22 protein-coding genes and 1 pseudogene are annotated in these 19,885 nt (G+C 71.8%); 13 read left to right on the plus strand and 10 right to left on the minus strand.

All coding sequences use genetic code 11. The annotated features are described in order from the left end of the window. The first annotated feature begins 158 nt into the window (after nt 1–158). Nucleotides 159–2,213, plus strand: a complete 2,055-nt coding sequence (locus tag ACIQU3_RS11295; RefSeq protein WP_403924544.1) for an RICIN domain-containing protein — start codon at nt 159–161, stop codon at nt 2,211–2,213. A 104-nt stretch (nt 2,214–2,317) separates the two neighbouring features. Here the strand turns inward: ACIQU3_RS11295 and ACIQU3_RS11300 are convergent, their stop codons facing one another. Both ACIQU3_RS11300 and ACIQU3_RS11305 read right to left on the minus strand, forming a co-directional pair. Continuing rightward, complete coding sequence (locus ACIQU3_RS11300) at nt 2,318–3,766, minus strand: DEAD/DEAH box helicase (protein ID WP_403735006.1); 1,449 nt, start codon at nt 3,764–3,766, stop codon at nt 2,318–2,320. Between the two features lie 151 nt (nt 3,767–3,917). Then, the gene (locus tag ACIQU3_RS11305; RefSeq protein WP_015031667.1) at nt 3,918–4,121 is read right to left on the minus strand and encodes a cold-shock protein; all 204 of its coding nucleotides are present in this window, start codon (nt 4,119–4,121) and stop codon (nt 3,918–3,920) included. 345 nt (nt 4,122–4,466) lie between these two features. Here ACIQU3_RS11305 and ACIQU3_RS11310 point away from each other — a divergent pair, with 345 nt between their 5' ends. The 3 genes from ACIQU3_RS11310 (at nt 4,467) to ACIQU3_RS11320 (ending at nt 8,709) form a co-directional block, all read left to right on the plus strand. Beyond that, complete coding sequence (locus ACIQU3_RS11310; RefSeq protein ID WP_403735002.1) at nt 4,467–6,674, plus strand: MMPL family transporter; 2,208 nt, start codon at nt 4,467–4,469, stop codon at nt 6,672–6,674. A 125-nt stretch (nt 6,675–6,799) separates the two neighbouring features. Continuing rightward, a complete protein-coding gene (locus ACIQU3_RS11315; protein ID WP_403734999.1) occupies nt 6,800–8,035 on the plus strand; it encodes a histidine kinase in 1,236 nt (411 codons plus the stop codon). Then, nucleotides 8,032–8,709 (plus strand): response regulator, encoded by a 678-nt coding sequence (locus tag ACIQU3_RS11320; protein ID WP_403734996.1) that lies wholly within the window; start codon nt 8,032–8,034, stop codon nt 8,707–8,709. Before ACIQU3_RS11315 ends, ACIQU3_RS11320 begins: the two co-directional genes overlap by 4 nt. On the opposite strand, the gene ACIQU3_RS11325 is transcribed toward ACIQU3_RS11320, so the two are convergent. Further along, nucleotides 8,663–9,154, minus strand: coding sequence for a serine hydrolase (locus ACIQU3_RS11325; protein ID WP_403924715.1), 492 nt, complete (start codon nt 9,152–9,154; stop codon nt 8,663–8,665). The two genes, ACIQU3_RS11320 and ACIQU3_RS11325, sit on opposite strands and share 47 nt — an antisense overlap. After that, nucleotides 9,151–9,471, minus strand: coding sequence for a GYD domain-containing protein (locus ACIQU3_RS11330; protein WP_403734993.1), 321 nt, complete (start codon nt 9,469–9,471; stop codon nt 9,151–9,153). The genes ACIQU3_RS11325 and ACIQU3_RS11330 overlap by 4 nt, the downstream gene beginning before the upstream one ends. Nucleotides 9,472–9,596: 125 nt before the next feature. Between ACIQU3_RS11330 and ACIQU3_RS11335 the strand changes: the two are divergent. From ACIQU3_RS11335 to ACIQU3_RS11345, 3 genes and pseudogenes are all read left to right on the plus strand, one after another. Next, nucleotides 9,597–9,674, plus strand: a pseudogene (locus ACIQU3_RS11335) (LysR family transcriptional regulator); the annotation flags it as partial. A gap of 65 nt (nt 9,675–9,739) precedes the next feature. Continuing rightward, the gene (locus ACIQU3_RS11340; protein WP_403735304.1) at nt 9,740–9,934 is read left to right on the plus strand and encodes a hypothetical protein; all 195 of its coding nucleotides are present in this window, start codon (nt 9,740–9,742) and stop codon (nt 9,932–9,934) included. A 112-nt stretch (nt 9,935–10,046) separates the two neighbouring features. Beyond that, nucleotides 10,047–10,235: a hypothetical protein gene (locus ACIQU3_RS11345; protein ID WP_403735294.1), complete on the plus strand. Its 189-nt coding sequence runs from the start codon at nt 10,047–10,049 to the stop codon at nt 10,233–10,235. Here the strand turns inward: ACIQU3_RS11345 and ACIQU3_RS11350 are convergent. Continuing rightward, on the minus strand, nt 10,195–10,893 hold the full coding sequence (locus ACIQU3_RS11350) for a TetR/AcrR family transcriptional regulator (protein ID WP_403734990.1): 699 nt from the start codon (nt 10,891–10,893) through the stop codon (nt 10,195–10,197). The genes ACIQU3_RS11345 and ACIQU3_RS11350 overlap by 41 nt on opposite strands. Nucleotides 10,894–10,999: 106 nt before the next feature. Here ACIQU3_RS11350 and ACIQU3_RS11355 point away from each other — a divergent pair, with 106 nt between their 5' ends. Then, nucleotides 11,000–12,034, plus strand: a complete 1,035-nt coding sequence (locus ACIQU3_RS11355; RefSeq protein WP_403924546.1) for a medium chain dehydrogenase/reductase family protein — start codon at nt 11,000–11,002, stop codon at nt 12,032–12,034. Nucleotides 12,035–12,119: 85 nt separating this feature from the next. Here the strand turns inward: ACIQU3_RS11355 and ACIQU3_RS11360 are convergent, their stop codons facing one another. Next, nucleotides 12,120–12,395 (minus strand): hypothetical protein, encoded by a 276-nt coding sequence (locus ACIQU3_RS11360; RefSeq protein WP_403924549.1) that lies wholly within the window; start codon nt 12,393–12,395, stop codon nt 12,120–12,122. Beyond that, nucleotides 12,392–13,234, minus strand: a complete 843-nt coding sequence (locus ACIQU3_RS11365) for a phytanoyl-CoA dioxygenase family protein (RefSeq protein ID WP_403734986.1) — start codon at nt 13,232–13,234, stop codon at nt 12,392–12,394. Before ACIQU3_RS11365 ends, ACIQU3_RS11360 begins: the two co-directional genes overlap by 4 nt. 70 nt (nt 13,235–13,304) lie before the next feature. Between ACIQU3_RS11365 and ACIQU3_RS11370 the strand changes: the two genes are divergently transcribed. From ACIQU3_RS11370 to ACIQU3_RS11390, 5 genes are all read left to right on the plus strand, one after another. Beyond that, the gene (locus tag ACIQU3_RS11370; RefSeq protein ID WP_403734984.1) at nt 13,305–14,090 is read left to right on the plus strand and encodes a helix-turn-helix domain-containing protein; all 786 of its coding nucleotides are present in this window, start codon (nt 13,305–13,307) and stop codon (nt 14,088–14,090) included. Nucleotides 14,091–14,145: 55 nt separating this feature from the next. Further along, nucleotides 14,146–14,382, plus strand: a complete 237-nt coding sequence (locus tag ACIQU3_RS11375) for a hypothetical protein (RefSeq protein ID WP_403734982.1) — start codon at nt 14,146–14,148, stop codon at nt 14,380–14,382. Nucleotides 14,383–14,512: 130 nt separating this feature from the next. Next, the gene (locus tag ACIQU3_RS11380) at nt 14,513–14,956 is read left to right on the plus strand and encodes a hypothetical protein (RefSeq protein WP_403734980.1); all 444 of its coding nucleotides are present in this window, start codon (nt 14,513–14,515) and stop codon (nt 14,954–14,956) included. 115 nt (nt 14,957–15,071) lie between these two features. Continuing rightward, entirely contained in the window at nt 15,072–16,115 is a 1,044-nt protein-coding gene (locus ACIQU3_RS11385; RefSeq protein WP_403734978.1) for an alpha/beta fold hydrolase, read from the plus strand. A 38-nt stretch (nt 16,116–16,153) separates the two neighbouring features. Next, entirely contained in the window at nt 16,154–16,708 is a 555-nt protein-coding gene (locus ACIQU3_RS11390; protein ID WP_403734974.1) for a CGNR zinc finger domain-containing protein, read from the plus strand. Nucleotides 16,709–16,757: 49 nt separating this feature from the next. Here ACIQU3_RS11390 and ACIQU3_RS11395 read toward each other — a convergent pair whose 3' ends face one another. The 3 genes from ACIQU3_RS11395 to ACIQU3_RS11405 all read right to left on the minus strand — a co-directional run bounded on the left by ACIQU3_RS11395 (nt 16,758) and on the right by ACIQU3_RS11405 (nt 19,849). Further along, nucleotides 16,758–17,045 carry a DUF4190 domain-containing protein gene (locus ACIQU3_RS11395; RefSeq protein ID WP_104782852.1) on the minus strand — a complete coding sequence of 96 codons (288 nt, stop codon included), beginning with the start codon at nt 17,043–17,045 and terminating at the stop codon, nt 16,758–16,760. A 124-nt stretch (nt 17,046–17,169) separates the two neighbouring features. Next, the gene (locus ACIQU3_RS11400) at nt 17,170–17,766 is read right to left on the minus strand and encodes a TetR/AcrR family transcriptional regulator (RefSeq protein WP_403734971.1); all 597 of its coding nucleotides are present in this window, start codon (nt 17,764–17,766) and stop codon (nt 17,170–17,172) included. A 19-nt stretch (nt 17,767–17,785) separates the two neighbouring features. After that, on the minus strand, nt 17,786–19,849 hold the full coding sequence (locus ACIQU3_RS11405; RefSeq protein WP_403924551.1) for a discoidin domain-containing protein: 2,064 nt from the start codon (nt 19,847–19,849) through the stop codon (nt 17,786–17,788). Nucleotides 19,850–19,885: the final 36 nt, after the last annotated feature.

Below are 19,885 nucleotides of genomic sequence, written 5' to 3' on the forward strand. Positions count from 1 at the left end.
TCGGACAGTGTAGACATCCCGCCAGTGGATGTTTACGTAAACATTGCCTAGTCGAAATCGTACGCAAAGGCACCGAATCCGTACCAGTCGTACTACACAGGTCCCGATCTCTGCGCCCGCCGGGACGCGCGGCATGCAGAAGAGCTGGAGTACTCGAGATGGCACACCGCACCCGCAAGAGAAGGCTCCTCGGGGCCATCGGCGTCACCGCCGTGGCGACCGGAACCCTCCTGGCCACGACGACCCTGCCCGCCGCGCACGCCGAGCCGGCCCGGGCCGCGGCCGCCGGGGTCACGGTCCGGCCCGACCCCTCCTACGCGGGGGAGAAGTTCGAGGGCTGGGGCACCAGCCTGGTCTGGTTCGCCAACGCCACCGGCGACTACCCGCCCGCGATCCGCGAGAAGCTCTACCGGCTCCTCTTCGGCGACCAGGGCCTCAACCTGAACATCGCCCGCTACAACATCGGCGGCGGCAACGCCCCCGACGTCAAGGACTACCTGCGGGCCGGCGGCGCGGTCGAGGGCTGGTGGAAGGCCCCGGCGGGCACCACCCGCGAGGACGTCGACTGGTGGGACGCGGAGGACCCGGCCGACTGGAACAAGAACGCCGACCGGACGCAGCGCTGGTGGGTCGACCGGATCAAGAAGGACATCACCCACTGGGAGACCTTCAGCAACTCCCCGCCCTGGTTCATGACCGAGAGCGGCTACGTCTCCGGCAACTTCGACGCCGGCAAGGACCAGCTGAAGCCCGGCTCCGTCGACGACTTCGCCAAGTACCTGGTCGGTGCGACCGAGCGTCTTGAGAAGGCGCACGGCATCAAGGTCGACACGCTCGATCCCTTCAACGAGCCGAACACCGACTACTGGGGCACCAAGCTCGGCCCGGACGGCGAACCGACCGGCGGACGTCAGGAGGGCGCCCACATCGGCCCCGAGCTCCAGCAGAAGGTGATCCGCGCCCTGGCCCCGGTCCTGGAGAAGTCCCGGTCGCACGCGGAGATATCCGCGATGGACGAGACGAACCCGGGCACGTTCGCCACCAACTGGAACTCCTACCCGCAGGAGGTCCGCGACCTCGTCGGCCAGATGAACGTCCACACCTACGGCACCGGTCAGCGCACCACCGTCCGCGACCTGGCCAAGGCCGCCGACAAGCCGCTGTGGATGAGCGAGGTCGAGGGCGACTGGGGCGACGGCCAGAGCTTCACCGACATGCGGCCCGGCCTGGGCCTCGCCCAGCGCATGGTGGACGACCTGCGCGAACTGGAGCCCAAGGCCTGGGTGTTCTGGCAGCCCGTCGAGGACTACGACAACATGAAGCCGGGCGGCGAGTCCGCCAAGGGCGGCAACTGGGGGGAGATCCAGCTCCCGTTCAGCTGCACCTCCAAGGACACCCTGGCGTCCTGCCCGATCTACACCAACACCAAGTTCGACACGGCCCGCAACTTCACGCACTTCATCAAGCCGGGCGACCGGCTGATCAAGACGAACGACACGTCCAGCACGGCGGCGATCTCCCGCAAGGGCGACGCGGCGACCGTCGTCCACGTCAACAGCGCCGCCGAGGCACGTGAGGTCACGCTCGACCTGTCGAAGTTCGGCCGGGTCTCCTCCCACGCCACGGTCACCCCGGTGGTGACCAGCGCCGACGGCAAGCTGGACAAGCACAAGCCCGTCCGCGTCTCCGGCAAGCAGGCCACGCTCACGGTGCCCGCCCAGTCGGTCACGTCCTTCCTCGTCAAGGGCGTCTCCGGTGTCGCGAAGGACGCGGCCGAGCTGCGCAAGGGCCACACCTACCGCCTCACCGGCGTCCAGAGCGGCAAGGACCTCACCATCGCCGGCAACGGCACGGGCCTGGTCATCAAGACCCCGAACACGACCGACCCCAGCGGGCAGCAGTGGCGGGTGGAGCAGATCCGCGGCGAGGACAACCGCAAGCGGTACGTGCTGACGGAGACGGCTTCCGGCAAGCGCCTGGCCGTCCGCGACGGTGCGCTGGTCGCCGAACCCGACGAAGGCCGGCGCGACGGCGCCGCGCAGTGGATCGCGTCCTCGACCGGCGACGGTTCATGGACGCTCGTGAACGCGGCGACCGGGCAGCTCCCGGATGTCGGCGGCCAGTCCACGAACGACGGCGCCCCCGTCGGCGTGTGGCAGCCCAACTCCGGCGCCAACCAGCGCTGGAAGGTGACGGAGGTGACGAGCGGCTGACCCCGGCGCACACCGGTGGCGCCGACCGCGGCACCCGCGACGCAGAGCCCGGTGTGCCCGTGCGGCGCGGGCGGCGCGTGGTCGCACCGCCCGCGGCCGTCGGTTCAGCGGCGGCGGCCCCGGGAGGGCCTGCTCCGCCGCCGGTTCGGGCCGGAGCCCGTGCGCGCGGGGGCCTTCTCGGCGGCCGGCGGGGCGAGGACGACGGGCACGCCCGTGGGCTCCTGCGCCCCGGTGATGCGGCTCAGTTCGTCCTCGTCCGAGCGGACCCGGGTGATCTGCGGGGTGATCCCGGCATCGGCCATCAGCCGGGTCATCTCGCGCCGCTGGTGCGGCAGGACCAGCGTGACGACGGTGCCGGACTCGCCGGCCCGCGCGGTACGGCCGCCCCGGTGCAGATAGTCCTTGTGGTCGCCGGGCGGATCCACGTTGACGACCAGGTCGAGGTTGTCGACGTGGATGCCGCGGGCGGCGACGTTGGTCGCGACCAGGACCGTGACCTCGCCGTCCTTGAAGCGGGCCAGGGTCCTGGTCCGCTGGGACTGGGACTTCCCGCCGTGCAGGGCCATGGCGCGCACGCCCACCGCGAGCAGCTTCTTGGCCAGCCGGTCGGCGGCGTGCTTGGTGTCCAGGAACATGATCACGCGTCCGTCGCGGGCGGCGATCCGGGTCGTGGTGGCGTGCTTGTCGTCGTCCTCCACGTGCAGCAGGTGGTGCTCCATCGTGGTGACCGCGCCCGCGGACGGGTCGACGGAGTGCACCACCGGGTCGTGCAGGTAGGTGCGGACCAGCCGGTCGACGTTGCGGTCCAGGGTGGCCGAGAACAGCATCCGCTGCCCGCCCGGCCGCACCTGGTCGAGCAGGGCGGTGACCTGCGGCATGAAGCCCATGTCGGTCATCTGGTCGGCCTCGTCGAGGACGGTGATGTCGACCTGGTCCAGACGGCAGTCACCTCGGTCTATGAGGTCCTTGAGACGCCCCGGCGTGGCGACGACGACCTCGGCGCCGCTGCGCAGCGCGTTCGCCTGCCGGCCGATCGGCAGGCCGCCGACCACCGTGGCGAGCCGCAGCCGCAGCGCACGGGCGAAGGGGGTGAGGGCGTCGGTGACCTGCTGGGCCAGCTCCCGGGTGGGCACCAGGACGAGGGCGAGGGGCTGCCGGGCCTCGGCGCGCCGCCCGTCGACACGGGCCAGCAGGGCGAGCCCGAAGGCGAGCGTCTTGCCCGAGCCGGTGCGCCCGCGACCCAGGACGTCCCGGCCGGCCAGTGAGTTCGGCAGCGTCGCCGCCTGGATCGGGAACGGCGCGGTCAGCCCCTCGGCGCGCAGCGCGGCCAGCAGCCGCTCGGGCAGGTCGAGGTCGTCGAACGCCTCGACGGCGGGCAGCGCCGGGGTGAGGGTGGCGGGCGGTGCGAACTCCCGGCCGGCGGCGGGGCGGCGCCCGCCGCGGCCGCCGCCCGACGTGCGGGAGGCGCTGCCCGCGCCACCGGGCTTGCGCGATCGTGACCCGTTGCCCCGGGAATGGGGGGAGCCGTTGTTCCTGCGAGCCGTACGGTCCATGGGGAACCTTCCTCGATGCGGCACGCGTCGAGGAATGCACGGCGGCACGCAAAGGCCGCGGGATTCGCAAGAGTTGAGCCGGAGACGAACCAAACGAGCCGAGGCCCGCACCGCAAGGGTGCGGGCCCCGGTCAGGGCATGCGCGTACGCGTCAGGCAGGGAGGATGTTCTCGGCCTGCGGGCCCTTCTGGCCCTGCGTGACGTCGAAGGTGACCTTCTGGCCTTCCTGGAGCTCACGGAAGCCAGAGGTGGCGATGTTCGAGTAGTGGGCGAAGACGTCCGGGCCGCCACCCTCCTGCTCGATGAAGCCGAAGCCCTTTTCCGAGTTGAACCACTTCACGGTGCCGTTAGCCATCTGAATCTCCTTAGAGGGCAGTACTCAGGGCCCGCACCTTGCGGACCCGTAGTCGCCGAAATGATCACCCTTGGGAGATCCGAGAATCCTCGGAAACAAAAAAAGTGCTCGTCGACGAAGGTCGAAAGAGCACTCGAAGTCTCTGGGAACCAAAACTGCAACGCCAGCCAAGGTAGCACAGGCCGGATCGGACGGCCCGGGATTGTCGTACCCGAGGTGGACCCGGCAGGCCGTTCGTACTGCGTATCGAGTACCGGAGATTGTCGGCAGCCGCACGACGACGGGACAGCCCGCTGCCCGAGAAGCTCGGCAGACGTACGACACCAGATGGGGAGACCTCCTGCCGTGGCTGATTTCCTGTATCGAGTGGGCCGTCTGGCCTTCCGGCGACGCTGGTACGTCGCCCTGGTCTGGGCGGCCGTCCTGGCCGCCGTGGGGCTGGCGTCCCTCAAGGCGCCGGGGGCCGTCGACGAGGAGTTCTCGATGCCCGGCATCGAGTCCCAGAAGGCGTTCGACCTGATGGAACAGCGCTTCCCGGGGGCCACGGCCGACAGCGCGACGGCCAGGGTCGTCTTCATCGCGCCGGGCGGCGAGAAGGTCACCGCCGCCGGGCACAGGAAGGCCGTCGAGAACGCCGTCGCCGCACTCGGCGACGGTACGCAGGTCGCGGGCGCCGTCGACCCGTTCCGTGCGGGGACGGTCAGCGAGGACGGCCGGACGGCCTTCGCGACGGTCACCTACGAGGTCGGCGCCGCCGACCTCACCGACGCCGGCCGCGACCACCTGGAACGGACCGTCGAGCAGGCCCGGGACTCCGGCCTGACCGTCGAGGCGGGCGGCACCGCGCTGGCCGCCGAGGGCGGGCCGGGCGGTGCCGCCGAGGTGATCGGCGTCGCGATCGCCGCCGTCGTGCTCCTGATCACCTTCGGCTCGCTGGCCGCCGCAGGGCTGCCGCTGCTGACGGCCGTCGCCGGCGTCGGCATCAGCATGGCCACGATCCTCGCCCTGTCCGACGCCCTCGGCCTGTCCACGACCACCGGCACCCTGGCGATGATGCTGGGTCTCGCCGTCGGGATCGACTACGCCCTGTTCGTCGTCTCCCGCTACCGGGAGGAGCGCGCTCGGGGCCGCACCCCGCAGGAGGCGACGGCGCTGGCCGTCGGCACGGCCGGTTCCGCGGTCGTGTTCGCCGGGCTCACCGTGGTGATCGCGCTGGCCGGACTCGCCGTCGTCGGCATCCCGATGCTCACCAGGATGGGGCTGGCCGCCGCGGGCGCGGTCGTTGTCGCCGTCCTGATCGCGCTCACCCTCGTTCCGGCGCTGCTCGGCTTCTGGCCGAACGCCGTGCTCACCCGGCGGGCCCGCCGCAGCGGCCGGATCGAGGAGGTCACCGCGGTGAACGCCGGCACCCGCTGGGCGCGGTTCGTGCTGCGCCGCCCCCTCCCCGTTCTCCTCCTCGGCGTCGTCGGCCTCGGCGCCCTGGCCCTGCCCGCCGCCGACCTCCGGCTCGGCATGCCCGGGGACGAGGCCAAGCCGGTCTCCACCACCGAGCGCCGGGCCTACGACGCGCTCGCGGAGGGCTTCGGACCGGGCTTCAACGGGCCCCTGACCGTCGTCGTGGACGCCAGGGGAGCGGCCGACCCGAAGGCCGCCGCCGGCACGATCGCGAAGGAGATCGGCGGCACCAGGGGCGTGGTGTCCGTCTCCCCGGCCCGCTTCAACGACGCCGGCGACACCGCGGTCTTCTCGGCCGTGCCCGCCACCGCGCCCACCGACGAGAAGACCAAGAGCCTGGTGTCCGCCATCCGCGGCGAGCGCCCCGGCATCGAGTCCGGCACCGGCGCGAGCTACGAGGTCACCGGCACCACCGCGATGAACATCGACATCGCCGAGAAGGTCCAGGCCGCGCTGATCCCCTACCTGGTCGTCGTGGTGGGCCTGGCGGTCGTGCTGTTGCTGGTGGTCTTCCGGTCCCTGCTCGTCCCGCTCAAGGCGGCCCTCGGCTTCCTGCTGTCGGTGCTGGCCTCCCTCGGCGCGGTCGTCGTGGTCTTCCAGCAGGGCCACGGCGCGGAACTCCTCGGTGTGGAGCAGACCGGGCCGATCATGAGCCTGATGCCGATCTTCCTGGTCGGTATCGTCTTCGGTCTCGCGATGGACTACGAGGTGTTCCTCGTCTCCCGGATGAGGGAGGCGTACGTGCACGGCGAGTCGTCCGCGGAGGCCGTCGCTTCGGGCTTCCGGCACAGCGCCCGGGTGGTCGTGGCCGCCGCCCTGATCATGATCGCGGTGTTCGCCGGGTTCATCGGCGAGGGCGACTCCATGATCAAGATGATCGGTTTCGGGCTGGCCACCGCCGTCCTGTTCGACGCGTTCGTCGTACGGATGGCGATCGTGCCGGCCGTCCTCGCCCTGCTCGGCGACAAGGCCTGGTGGCTGCCGAAGTGGCTGGACCGGCTGCTGCCGCGGGTCGACGTGGAGGGCGAGGCGCTCAGCCGGCCGGAGCGGGAACCGGCCCGGGACGGCGAGCCCGACCTGGAGCCCGCCCGCACCTGACCCGGGCGCGCCCCGGGAGCGGGGCGCACCCCGGGCCGCCCGTGGCGAAGGACACGGGCGGCCCCCGGGGCGTTCCCGTCCCGGGTCGACCACGATGGACCCAGTCCCACCGACCGGAGAGCCCGATGAGCATCCCCACGGAGCGTCGCTACGCGGACCGCCTGGAGGAATTCGCCGAGCAGCACCCCTTCCTCGTCGACCTGGCGCTGGCCCTGGGACTGATGGGCTGCGCGACCTACGGCACGTCCCTGGTCCTGCCCGGCGCCGAGCCGCCCGCCCAGGACAAGGCGGGCGTCGTCCTCATGGGTGTGGCCTGCCTCGCCCTGCTCAAGCACCGGACCCACCCGCGCACGACCGTCGTCATCACCACGGGCTGCACCGTGACGGCGATCGTGATGGGCTACCTGCTCACCCCCCTGCTGCTGGCACCGATCATGGCGGCGCTGTACCGGCTCGCCACCCTCACCGACCGCAGGACCACCCGCGTCTGGGGCGTCGGCACCATGGTGGCGGTGATCGCCGCGGCCGTGTTCACCGACTCCATGGACCACCTCTCGCTGCTGCTGAGGACGATCGGCCCGTTCTTCTGGCTGATGCTGCCCCTGGCCGCCGGCAACATGACGCGGCTGCGGCGCGCCTACCTGCGGGCCGTTCAGGCCCGGGCCGAGCACGCCGAGCGCACCCGGGAGGAGGAGGCCCGGCTGCGGGTCACCGAGGAACGGATGCGCATCGCCCGGGAGCTGCACGACGTCGTGGCCCACCACATGGCCCTGGCCAACGCGCAGGCCGGCACGGCCGCGCACCTCGCCCTCACCCGCCCCGAGGAGTCCCGGAAGATCCTCGACGACCTGACCGGCACCACGTCCTCCGCGCTGCGGGAGCTGAAGGCCGCGCTGGGCCTGCTCCGTCAGGACGGCGAGAGCCCCGGCTCCGGGCCGCTCGACCCGTCGCCGGGTCTGTCCCGCCTGTCCGAGCTGGTCTCGGCGTGCGAGTCGGCGGGCCTGGAGGTCACCGTCACCACGGAAGGGGAGCCGCAGCCGCTGTCGCCGGGCGTCGACCTGACCGCGTACCGGATCGTGCAGGAGGCCCTCACCAACGTCACCAAGCACGCCACGGCCGAGGCCGCCCACGTGCTCCTCGTCTACACCGGTCCCCGGCTGCTGATCACGGTCAGCAACGACGGCCCCAGCAAACCGGACGTCGCCCGGGGCCGCGGCTTCGGCGTCATGGGGATGCGCGAGCGCGCCCAGTCCATCGGCGGTGAGCTGTGCGCGGGCCCCCGCCCCCAGGGCGGCTTCGAGGTCACCACCGCGCTGCCGCTGCGACCCTCCGTCCACCTCGTGGAAGGAACCACCGCATGACCATCAGGGTGCTGCTCGCCGACGACCAGGCCCTGCTGCGGGCCACCTTCCGCATCCTCATCGACTCCTGCGCGGACATGGAGGTGGTCGCCGAGGCCTCCGACGGTGCCGAGGCGGTCGACCTGACCCGTGAACTGCGCCCGGACATCGTCCTGATGGACATCCGCATGCCCGGCACCGACGGTCTCACCGCGACGTCGGAACTGTGCGCGGACCCGGAGCTGTCCGCCACCCGGGTCCTGATCCTGACCACGTTCGAGACGGAGGACTACGTCGCGCAGGCCCTGCGCGCCGGTGCCAGTGGTTTCCTGGGCAAGGACGTCACCGCCGACACCCTGCTGGCGGGTCTGCGCACGGTGGCCTCCGGAGAGGCCCTGCTGTCGCCGGTCGCCACCCGCTCCCTGATCACCCGTTTCCTCATGGCCCCCGCCTCCGGCACCCACCTGCCCCCGCCGGAGCGCCTCGCCGACCTCACGGTCCGCGAACGCGAGGTGATGGCCCTGGCCGCCGAGGGCAGGTCCAACACGGAGATCGCCGAGGACCTCACCCTCAGCCCGCTGACCGTCCGTACGCACATCCACCGGGCCATGACCAAACTGCACGCCAGGGACCGCGCGCAACTGGTCGTCATCGCGTACCAGACGGGCCTCGTCCGGGCGATGCCACCGGCCTGAGCCCCACGCCCTGCGGCTTGCCGAAGGCCGCGACCATGAGGGACTCGGCGGTCCTGTTCATGTCCTGGCCCTTGGCGTCGGTGGAGTTGACGCTGTACACGAGGGTGCGGGAGGCGTCCCGGGTGGAGGCGACGGCGGCGTTGTACCCCCAGCGCCCGCCCGTCCTGCCCCACACCTCGCGCCCGCCGAGAACCTTCATGGACAGACCGACGGAGCAGGCGGCCCGCTTCCCGGTCTTGACGTCGGTCACCTCCGGCAGCGTGAACATCTCCTCCAGCAGCGGTCCCCGCACGATCCGCCCCCGGAACAGGGCGCGGGTGAACCGTTCCAGGTCCGCGGTGGACGAGATGAGGTCGCCGGCCGCCCACGCGTCCGTCGCGTCCGTCGCGCCCCCCGTCTCGTACGGCCCGACGTCCGGAAACCGTAGCGGGGCGGGCGGGTTCAGGCGCCGGGTGCGCGGAAGGAGACCTCCCGGCGGGCGGCCTCGTCGATCTCGTCGAGGGTGAGCAGCGGGGTGGCCCGGGTGTGGAGGGCTCCGCTGGCCTTGACGGTGAGGCTCGCCGCGGCCATGGAGACGCTGTCGGGAAGTTCGACGATCAGGATCAGATCGTCCGCCCCGAACGCGAAGTACATGGCCTCGACCCGCCCGCCGAGCCCGCTGACGACCTGCTCCACGGCGGCCCGCCGACCGCTCGCACCCTCCCTGAGCAGCCCTCGGGACCCGTCGGACGTGTAGGAGGCCTGGATGAGGAACTTCGGCATGCGGCAGCCCTTCCCACGGCGGCCCCGCCGGTCACGCCCGGCCGGCCGCATTCACTCGTAGGAAGCCGCGGCGGCCGGACCGGGCGCCGCACAGCGGGGAACCGGGACTGTCCGGGGCTTGATCCGTGGAGCTTCTGCACCTGCGCTACTTCCTCGCCGTCGCCCAAGAACCCAACTTCTCCACCGCGGCCCGCAAACTGCACATGGCGGCCTCGCCGTTGAGCCGGCGGATCAAGGACCTGGAGAAAGAGGTCGGGGCGGGCAGGGGTTGTTCGACCGGGACACCCACCACGTACGGCTCACCGCCGTCGGCAACGCGCTGCTGCCGATCGCGCGCGGGGTGCTGGAGCAGGTCGACTCCATCAAGTGGCGGCTGGACGAGACGGCCCGGACGCAGCGCGCCACCCTGCTGCTCGCTGTGCCCAGCTGGAGGCCGACCCCACCCTGCGGGCCGGCGTCCTGACCGGACGAACCAACCCCGGGTCTCCACCCGGGATTTCGTCCTGCGTGGTCGGCATTGCGTGGTCGGCTTATTGCGTGGCCGGACCGGCCCCCGGTTGCGTACCGTCCGCGTGGTGAGCAGGAGACGTTACGTGGCCAGGGGGGTGCCCGGCGGCTACCGCATCTGGGACAACCGGGGGCGCCGCTGGTGGGGCGACCTCTACGAGCTGTGCCCGGACGACCTCCTGACCGAGCTCAACGGCCGGGCCGACCAGACGCGGATCACGGCGCTGTTGAGACGCTACCGGGCGCAGAAGCGCTAGGCCGGACGCGGCCTGCGAGCGCGTCGACCTCGGCGGCGAAGAACCGGGCCGGGTCGAAGCCCATCCCCGTGAAGTGGCCGGCGAGTTCCAGCGACAGCACGCCGTGCAGCCGGGTCCAGAAGGTCATGGCCCGGTGCAGGGCCGCGGGCGGGGCCGGATGGCCGTTCGCCCACTCCCGGTGCCCGTCGAGGTGGCTGCCGAACGCGGTGGCCGGGGCGTCCGCGTTCACCTCGGCGCAGGCGTCCAGCAGGATCGCCATGATCTCGGACGAGATCGCGGTGATGTCGTCGGGCGCGTGGTAGCCGGGCACGGGTGTGCCGTAGATGAGGAAGTACCGGTGCGGGTCCCGCAGGGCCCAGTCCCGCAAGGCGTGCGCGAGCGCCGGCACCGCGGCGCCGTCCTCGGCCGCCGTCGCCGCGATGGTGTCGGCGAGGCTGCGGTAGGCGTCCCGGACCAGCTCGGTGATCAGGTCGTCGCGCCCGCCGTAGTAGCGGTACAGCGCCGGACCGCTCATCCCCATCTGCTTGGCGATCGCGTTGAGGGACAGCGCGGACGCGCCCGCTGTGGCGATCTGCTCCCACGCACGCTCCTTGATCTCCGTGCGCACCTGGGCGCGGTAGCGCTCGCGGGGGGTCTTCGTACCGTCGGCCTGCGTCATGGTTAGAGGGTATCACTGGAGTTATTGACAGTCGCGCCGCTCATGCGTTAGAACCTATAACGAACGCAAGGGCAGCTAATCAGAGCGGGCGTCAGCGGAGGTCGTCATGAACAGCACCGGAGAACTCGTCGAGGTCGTCCTGCCGGGCCGGGTGGAGCCCGAGGGGCTGGCGATCCGCCACGGGGCCGTGCCGGTCCCCGGCCCCGGCCAGGTCGTGGTCCACGTGGAGGCGACCGGCGTCTCCTTCGCCGAGCAGCAGATGCGGCGCGGCCGCTACTACGACCAGCCGCCCTTCCCGTTCGTGCCCGGCTACGACCTCGTGGGCACGGTGCTGGCGGTCGGCGAGGGCACCGATCCGGGGCTGACCGGCACCCGCGTGGCCGCGCTGGTGAAGGTCGGCGGCTGGGCCAGCCATGTGCCGGTCGACGCGGCGGACGTCGTACCGGTACCCGAGGGCATCGGGGCGGCGGAGGCGGAGACCCTCGTCGTCAACGGCGTCACCGCCTGGCAGATGTTGCACCGCAAGGCCCGCGTCCGCGCCGGGAACACCGTCGTGGTGCACGGCGCGAACGGCGGTGTCGGCTCGGTCCTGGTCCAGCTCGCCCTGGCCGCGGGCGCGCGGGTGATCGGCACGGCGTCCGCGCGCCACCACGACGCGTTGCGGGACCAGGGCGTCGACCCCGTCGACTACCGCGCGGGCGACGTCGCCGCCCGCATCCGCGCCCTCGCCCCCGGCGGGGTCGACGCCGTCTTCGACCACGTCGGCGGCCGCGGCATCACCGACTCCTGGCGCCTGCTCGCCCCCGGCGGCACGCTCGTCTCCTACGGCAGCGCCTCCACCCGGGACGACGAGGGCTCCAAGCAGTGGCCCGTCATCAAGCTGCTCCTGCGGGTGTGGATGTGGAACGCCCTGCCCAACCGCCGCCGCGCCTGCTTCTACAACGTCTGGGCCGGCAAGGCCCTCTTCGGCGACCGTTTCCGGACCCGGCTGCGCACCGACCTCGCCCAGGTCTTCGCCGCACTCCAGCGCGGAGAACTCACCGCCCGGATCGCCGCGCGACTGCCGCTCACCCACGCCGCCGAGGCCCTGCGGCTGGCCGAGTCCGGCACGGTCGCCGGGAAGGTCGTCCTCGTTCCCTGACGGGTCCCGCCTCTTGCCGGCCGGCCCCAACCCATGGCTGCGCGACCTGAAGGCCACCGCCGGGGCGCGCTTCCGGCGGCCGTCCTCAGTGACGTACCAGCTTCTCGAAGAAGAACTCGTGCTTGAGGAACGACGTCGTGTGCTCCGCCCCCGGATACGGCGGCACCAGCGGGGCGGCCTGGAAGAGCCGCCAGCGGTCCTCCAGGGCGCCGACCCCCGTCTCGTACGGGGGTTCGTCGCTGTCGCCGGTCGTCGGACGGGTCGAGCCGGTGCCGTCGTACCGGGCCCAGCCGACGACCCGTGAGTCGAGGGCGGAGGTGTCGAGGTAGAGGACGAGGACCTGCTGCCGGGTGGTGGTCATGCGGTGCTCCTCGGGGTGGCGTGCGCGGCGGACACGGCGGGCCGGTTGGCGATGCGGGTGGCCCAGTGCTCGATGTCGAAGCCGGGGTCGTCGGACAGGGAGCGCCACAGCAGGACCCGGTTGTGGATCTCCAGCCGGCCCGTGGCCTGCTCGTACCAGGGGAAGGAACGGCCCAACTCCTCGCGGACGGCGGGGGAGTCGAGGTCCCGCGTGTCCCACAGCCGCACCTGCGGGACGGTCGGGTTGAAGCGGATCTTGTACATGTGGCGGACGGTGTCGCTGTCGTTGCGCCGCCCGCCGTGCCAGATGCCGTGGTGCAGCAGGAGCACGGTCCCGGCCGGGCAGGTCAGCCGGGTCTGGCCGCGCAGGTTCTGGTAGCGGCCGGTGTCGGACTCGTTGATGCGGCGCAGGTGGCTGCCCGGGACCACGAGCGTGCCGCCCATGTCGGCGGTCACCTCCTGCGGGTAGTACATGAGCTGCACGTCGAACGCGTCGGGCCGCACGTCGATGAGGGCGTCGGCGTGCAACGGCTGGGCGCTGCCCTCATGGGGCAGGCGGGTGTGGAGGAAGTGGTGGTCGACGTCCGGGTCCGGCCCCACCAGGCTCTCCAGGGCGCCCGCGACCACGGGCAGTTCGAGGAGCCGGCGAGTGAAGGAACCCTCGGGGAACGCCGCCGGTACGGCAGTGCCGTACGGCACGGCGGGCATGACCCCGGCGGCGAAGACCGCGAGCGCCTCCTCGTTCATCTCCCCGGGCACGACGCCGTCCAGGCGCAGGAAGCCATGGGCCGTGAACCGCGCCACCTCGGCCGAGCTCAACAGCTGTTTCGTGGTTGACATGACGCAACCGTAGGAACGGGGAGACGGGTTGTCGTGGGTCGTAATCGGCAACCACTGGTAATTTTCCACCATGCCCATCTCCGTGGAACTGCCCCTCGACCTGCCGCCGGACCTGGTGCACGCGGGCGTGGGCGTGCACGGCTCGGCCGGCCCGCACGAGGTCTTCCGCCTCCCGCACCTGTGGCAGCTGCATCTCTACGGCTACTCCGGCACCCTGGAGTTCGACGGCGCCCGGCATCCGATCCGTCCCGGGCACCTCAGCCTCGTACCGCCCGGCACGGAGGTGCACTTCCACTACGGCGCCGCGCGCTGTGAGCACCTGTACGCCCACTTCCGGCTGCCCGGCGACGGGGAGCGGCGCCGGCTCCCGGCGATGCAGGACACCGGGGCGGACGCGGCGGTGCTGAGCGCGCTGCTGCGCCAGACGATCACGGCCTGCGCGCAGTCCCCGGCCCGGGCCTCCGCGGAACTGTGGGCGGTGCTGTGGCGCACGACCGGCCTGACCGAGGCCGCCGCACCGGCCTCGGGGCCCCGGCACCCGGCCCTGCGCGCGGCCGTCGCCCACATCGAGGAGCACCTGGCCGATCCGCTGAGCGTTCCCGGCATCGCCCGGGTCGCCGGGGTGTCGCACACCCACCTGACCCGGCTGTTCCGCGAGGACACCGGGCACACGGTCGTCGGTTACGTCCGGCGCCGCCGGATGGAGCGCGCCCGGCACCTGCTCGTCGCCTCGACCCTGGCGATCCCGGCCGTCGCGGCGACGGTCGGCATCCCCGACCTCCAGGCCTTCAACAAGGCCTGCCGCAAGGAACTCGGCGCGTCCCCACGCGCCGTACGGCGGGCCGCGGGGGCGTGAGGGTCGCTGAGCTCCTGCGTCGGCCCCCACCCAACTCGTCGGAGATCAGGGGCTGTTGCCGTGCGCCAGGATTCCTTACCGAGCTCTTGCGCTCGGTCTCGCCGTCGGCGCCGAGCCCCGCATCGGCCCCCTCGCCACGGCCTGCGTCCTGATCCTCGTCGTCCTCGGCACGCTCGCCGCCCGCTGGACCGAGCCCCTCGCCCACCGCGTCGTCCGCCGCCCGGGCCACCGGACACCGGCCGCCCACCCGGTCGCCGGGCCGGCCGAACAGGCCGCCTCCGCCCACCCTTGAGCCGGGAACGGCTGTCCGGATCGGCTGTTCTCCGCGGGGGGGCCATCCGGCACCCTGGCGAGCACCCCGGGCACCGGCAGGGGAGACCGGGGGAGAATTCCGTCCAGGAACACCGGAAGGAAGCGCCGGCATGATCGAGTGGAAGCCCCTGGGCACCGGAGCCAGGCCCGTGCCCCAGCCCGTGGCCACACCGCTGGTCTGGGCCGGGGCCGGGGGCGGCGCGCTGGCGCTGGTGGCACTCCTCAACACCGTGGTCGGGCCGGACCGGCCCGGACTTGCCCTGCTCGCGCTGTCCGTGCTGGCCGCCCTGCTGGGCCTGTGTGCGCGGTTCACGGCCGCCCCCGGCACGGCCCTGCTGTGCTGGCTGTTCCTCAACGGCTTCGCCATACCGCCCGCGGGCGTGCTCACCTGGGCCGGTCACCGCGACCCCTCCTGGCTCGCCTGCCTGCTCACCGCCGCCCTCGTCGGCACGGGTCTGGCCCGTGTCGTCCACGCCCGCGCCGCCTACCGTCGCCTGCTCCCCTCCCGCGCCCGCACCGATCCCACGAGGGGCGGGGGGCCGTACGACTCCTGACGCCGGAGCGGCCGTGGGCCTGGCCGAGAATGCGTCACCGGTTTGACTGGTGACGATCAGGGTGCGACAGTCGGCTCACGCACAAGCCGGTGCGCGTCACACCACGGAGGCTCATGTGATCGGCAGGCGCAGTTTCGGCAAGGCGCTGGGTGTGGGTCTGGGCGTGGGTGCCGCCGCGCCACTGGCCGGGCCGCCGGCCGCCTCCGCGGCGGCCGTTCCCGCCGTCACCCCCGCACCCGCCCCCGGCACGCACCCCGCGTTCGCGCGGACCAAGCGGATCAGGGCCGGTGTCCTGGACGTCGGCTACGCCGAACTCGGGCCGGCGCACGGCCCCGCGGTGATCTGCCTGCACGGCTGGCCGTACGACATCCACAGCTACGCCGACGTCGCCCCGCTGCTGGCCCGGCAGGGGTACCGGGTGATCGTCCCGTACCTGCGCGGCCACGGCACCACGCGCTTCCTGTCCGCCCGGACCTTCCGCAACGCCCAGCAGTCGGCGATCGCCCTGGACGTCCTCGCCCTGCTGGACGCACTGAAGATCGACAAGGCGGTGCTGGCCGGCTTCGACTGGGGATCGCGCACGGCCGACATCGTCGCCGCTCTGTGGCCCGAGCGCTGCAAGGCCCTGGTGTCGGTGAGCGGCTACCTCGTCACGAACCTGGCGGCCAATCTGAAGCCGCTGGCGCCCAAGGCCGAACTCGCCTGGTGGTATCAGTACTACTTCTCCACCGAGCGGGGCCGGCTCGCCCTGGAGGACGAGACGCTGCGCCGCGAACTGACCCGGCTCGTGTGGGACACCGTCTCCCCGACGTGGGACTTCGACGACGCCACCTTCGAGCGCACCGCGGCGGCCTTCGACAACCCCGACTACGCGGCCGTCGTCGTCCACAACTACCGCTGGCGGCTGAGCCTCGCCGACGGGGAGCGCCGCTACGACGCACTGGAGAAGCGGCTCGCCGCCCGCCCCGCGATCGCGGTTCCCACCCTCACCCTCGACGCCGAGCGGGACCCCTTCACCGCCCCGGGCCACGGGGCCTCCTACCGGGACCGGTTCACCGGGCCCTACGAGCACCGCACCCTGCTCGGCATCGGCCACAACGTGCCCCAGGAGGCGCCCGCCGCCTTCGCGCAGGCCGTCCTCGACGCCGACCGCCTCTGAGGCTTGCCCCGGCAATGGTCACCGGCCAGAATGGTGACGTGAATCTCGACCATGTCTTCGTCTGCGGGAACCCGGCCCTCGACTTCGCCGCCACGCTCCGCGCACGCCGTTCGGCGCGCTTCGAGATGCTCGTGACGCCGGACCGGCTGAACGCCTGGTACGTGGAGTCCGGGCTGGTCGACGCGGTCTCGCCGGGCCGGGAGGCCGACGTCGAGCGGGCGAGGGCCGTCCGGGAAGCGGTCTACCGCCTGGTCACCGCCCGCCGGCTCGGGGAGGAGTACGACGGGGCGGCGCTGACCGTCCTGAACAACGCGGCGCGCACTCCGCCCGCCGTCCCCCAGCTCACCCCGTCGGGGCGCTGGACGCAGGCGACGCCGGACGAGGCCCTCTCCCTGGTGGCGCGGCACGCCGTCGAGCTCCTGAGCGGCCCGGACGTGCCCCTGCTCAAGGAGTGCGAGAACCCGGAGTGCACGCGTACCTACATCGACCGCTCGCGCGGCATGCGACGCCAGTGGTGCGGAATGGACTCCTGCGGCAACAAGATCAAGGCCGCCGCGTACCGCGCCCGCAAGAAGACCGCGGCGGCCCACTGAGTCAGGGAGCCGCCGCCGGTCCGCACGCCCCGCCCCGGTGGGACGGCCGTCAGCCGCCGACGTACCAGCTGAATCCGCCGTTGCTGCTGGCCACAGCGAGAAGTATCAGCCACAGGACCACGTCGACGATGCCGAGGATGATGCCGGCCTTCGCCATTCCGGCCCCGTTCCTGACCGACGCCTGACGCCTGGCGACGGCACCGAAGACGATGGCCAGCGGGCCGAGGATGATGTTCAGGAAGAACAGGCCGATGATGCCGCAGCACAGGCTCGCGATCGCCAGGCCGTTGGTGCGCGAACCGGAGGACGCGGCAGAGGAACCGCCGTAACTCGCCATGGAAAACTCCCAGTTGTCGATGGCACGGACCGAAGGGGCCGCACTCTCCTCACTGTTTCGACTTGTTTTGTTCGAATGCCCCTCAGTGGCGTTCCCATGACAACCAATTCGGCGGAGACCGCCGTCAGTTCTCCCGCACCAGTCCGGCGACATGCGCGGTGACCGTGTCGAGGATGCCCGTCCAGGCCGAATCGTCGCCCAGGACGAGGTAGTTGAGCGTCAGGCCGTCGGTCATGGCGGCCAGATAACGGGCCAGGACGGGCACCGGCACGCGCAGCCGCAGCCCCATGGCCTGCCGCAGCTGGTCGATGAGCTCGGTGTACGTCTCGGCGTACAACTCGTACTGACGGCGTGCCAGATGTTCGAAACCGGGCTGGCGCAGGGCGTACTGCGTGAGCTCGTAGGTGAGCATGTGCTCGTCGGGGTGGGCCCGGACGTGGTCCCAGTACGCCTGGAAACCCGCCCGGACGGTCTCCTCCAGGGTGGCTCTGGGGCGCAGTGCCTCCTTCACCACCGTCACGTAGTGCCCGGTGATGGTGGTGATGACGGACTCGATCAGCTGCTGCTTGGAGTCGAAGCAGTAGTGGAAGACGCTCAGCGAGACGCCCGCCTCGGCGGCGATGGACCGGGTCGTCGTCCTGGGGACGCCGTCCCGGGCCATCGCCCTGATCGCCGCTTCGGTGAGCTGTCGCCGCCGCTCGGCGGACGGCAACCGTGCCATGGAGCCCCTCTCGTGCCCGTCAGCCGGCGTGGACGCCGACCTCGTAAAGGGAGTAGCCCCAGCCGGTGCCGCGCTCCAGGCCGTGGACGCGGACGTAACGGGCCGGCGTACCGGCGAAGCGCGCGGTGTCCAGACCGCCGTCACCCGCGGTCGTGGACCAGGCGGTCCGCCAGGTCGCGCCGTCGGTCGACAGCTCGATCCGGTACGACTTCGCGTACGCCCGCTCCCAGTCGAGGGTGACCCGGCCGACGGTCCGCGGTGAGCCGAGGTCGACCTGGTACCACTGGTCGTCGCTCCAGTCGCTGGCCCAGCGGGTGGAGCGGTCGCCGTCGACGGCCCGGTGCGGCTTGTAGCTCGTGAACAGGCTCCACTCCGAGGAACTGGCCGAAGTGGCGGCCCCGGACGCGAGGTTGGCGTCGGCCTTGTGGTTCTCGGAGGCCGCCCAGGTGCCGAGGTAGGACTCCGCGCCCCGGAACAGGTCGTCGACGGTGTCCTGGCCGCCGACCCGGCGGATGTCCTCGATCCAGTCCGGGACGAGTCCGTAGTGGGCGGCGCCGTCGGTGTTCAGGTCCCAGGTGCGCTCGCCGGTGGTCTGCCGGTCGATGACCGAGCCGCCGTCGACGCTCTTGAACGGGTAGGTGACCTTGTTCGGCGCGTCCGCCCCGCGCGGCCCCGGCCAGCCGCCGACGCCGTTCATGTCGGTGCCGTAGCCGTAGCCCACGCCGTACTTGTCGCGCAGGGACTCGGTGCGCTTCGCCTCCGCGATGAAGCCCTCGGAGCCGTGCATGTACTGGGCGATGAAGCCGCCGAGGCCGTAGACCCGCTCGGTCCAGTCCATGTCCATCCAGCTGTGCGAGGAGAGCACGCCGGGGTAGGACTCGGACTCGAAGATGTCGAGCACCCGGCCGGTGGCCTTGACACTCATGTGGTCGATCTCCAGCATCATGCCGCGCTTCATCATGCCGCGCACCGCGTACTCGCCGAGGTCGGTGAGCCCCCGCACGTTGCACTGGGCGCCGGCGCCGTACGTGGGGACCTCCTCACCCGCCGGGAGCTTCTTCTCGGCCGCGGGCGCCGCCGCGTTGCCGATGGGGTTGTCGGCTTGCGGGCCCTTGCACGTCTCGGTCTTCCAGTAGGTGCCGGTCGACAGGAACTGCCCGACGTTGATGGCCGTTCCGAGCGAGCCCGAGTCGAAGCGCACCCCGCACAGGGCGTTGTCGAACTTGTGGCACAGGAACATGCCGCGCACGCCGAGCGAGTGGAGCTCGTCGAGCCCCTTGTCGATGTCCGCCCTGCTGCACTGCGCGATGTCCAGGACCTGCTTGCAGCCGAACGGTTCGGAGGTCTCGACGCCCATGACGACGGCCAGCTTGCCCTGCTCGATGACGTCGCGGGCCTGTGCGCTGTCGGTGACGACCCGGAACCAGCCCTTGCCGGGGCCGCCGTACATCTTGTCGACGAAGGCCTGCATGTCGTACGTCAGCTTGGCCTGGAGCCGGATGGACGTCATCTCGTCGCAGGGGCGGTCCTTGAAGAAGTACACCGAGCAGATCACGCCGTTGGTGACGAGGTCGTTGACCAGCACCCGCTGGCCGCCGCGCCAGGCCCGCTCGACCCAGGCGTAGTAGTTCTGCTGGTGGGTCAGCGAGTCGTGCCGCGGCCAGTCCTTGAAGGTGGGCCAGCCGTTGGGGTCGTGCTTGCCGTCGCCGCCGTTGGTGATGAAGTCGAAGATCGCGAGCGAGCCGTCGGGGTAGTGCTCCGGGCAGTCCTTGAGCGCGTCGGCCACGCCCTGCTCGGAGAAGGCCTTTCCGCAGATCAGACGGCCGCCGAAGGCCTCGTTGGAGAAGATGTGGTCGTGCGCGTCGACGAACCCGCGCACCTCGCCCTTGGCGTTCGTGCCGGTGAAGGGCTCGCCCGTGACGTCGATGCGGGAGTCCGGGGCGGGCCGTGCGGTCGGCTCCCACCAGTCGTTCCCGGCGGCCGCACTCGGGGTGGGGCCGAGCGCGATCGACAGCACGAGCAGGAGGAGCGACACCACGGTGACGTTCTTGCGTCGGCGGTACGGGCGTCCGGAACCGGTCACAGCCCACGTCCCTCGGTCGGTGGATCAGCGGGGCCC

Source organism: Streptomyces sp. NPDC101110, from assembly GCF_044759525.1.
GTDB lineage: Bacteria > Actinomycetota > Actinomycetes > Streptomycetales > Streptomycetaceae > Streptomyces.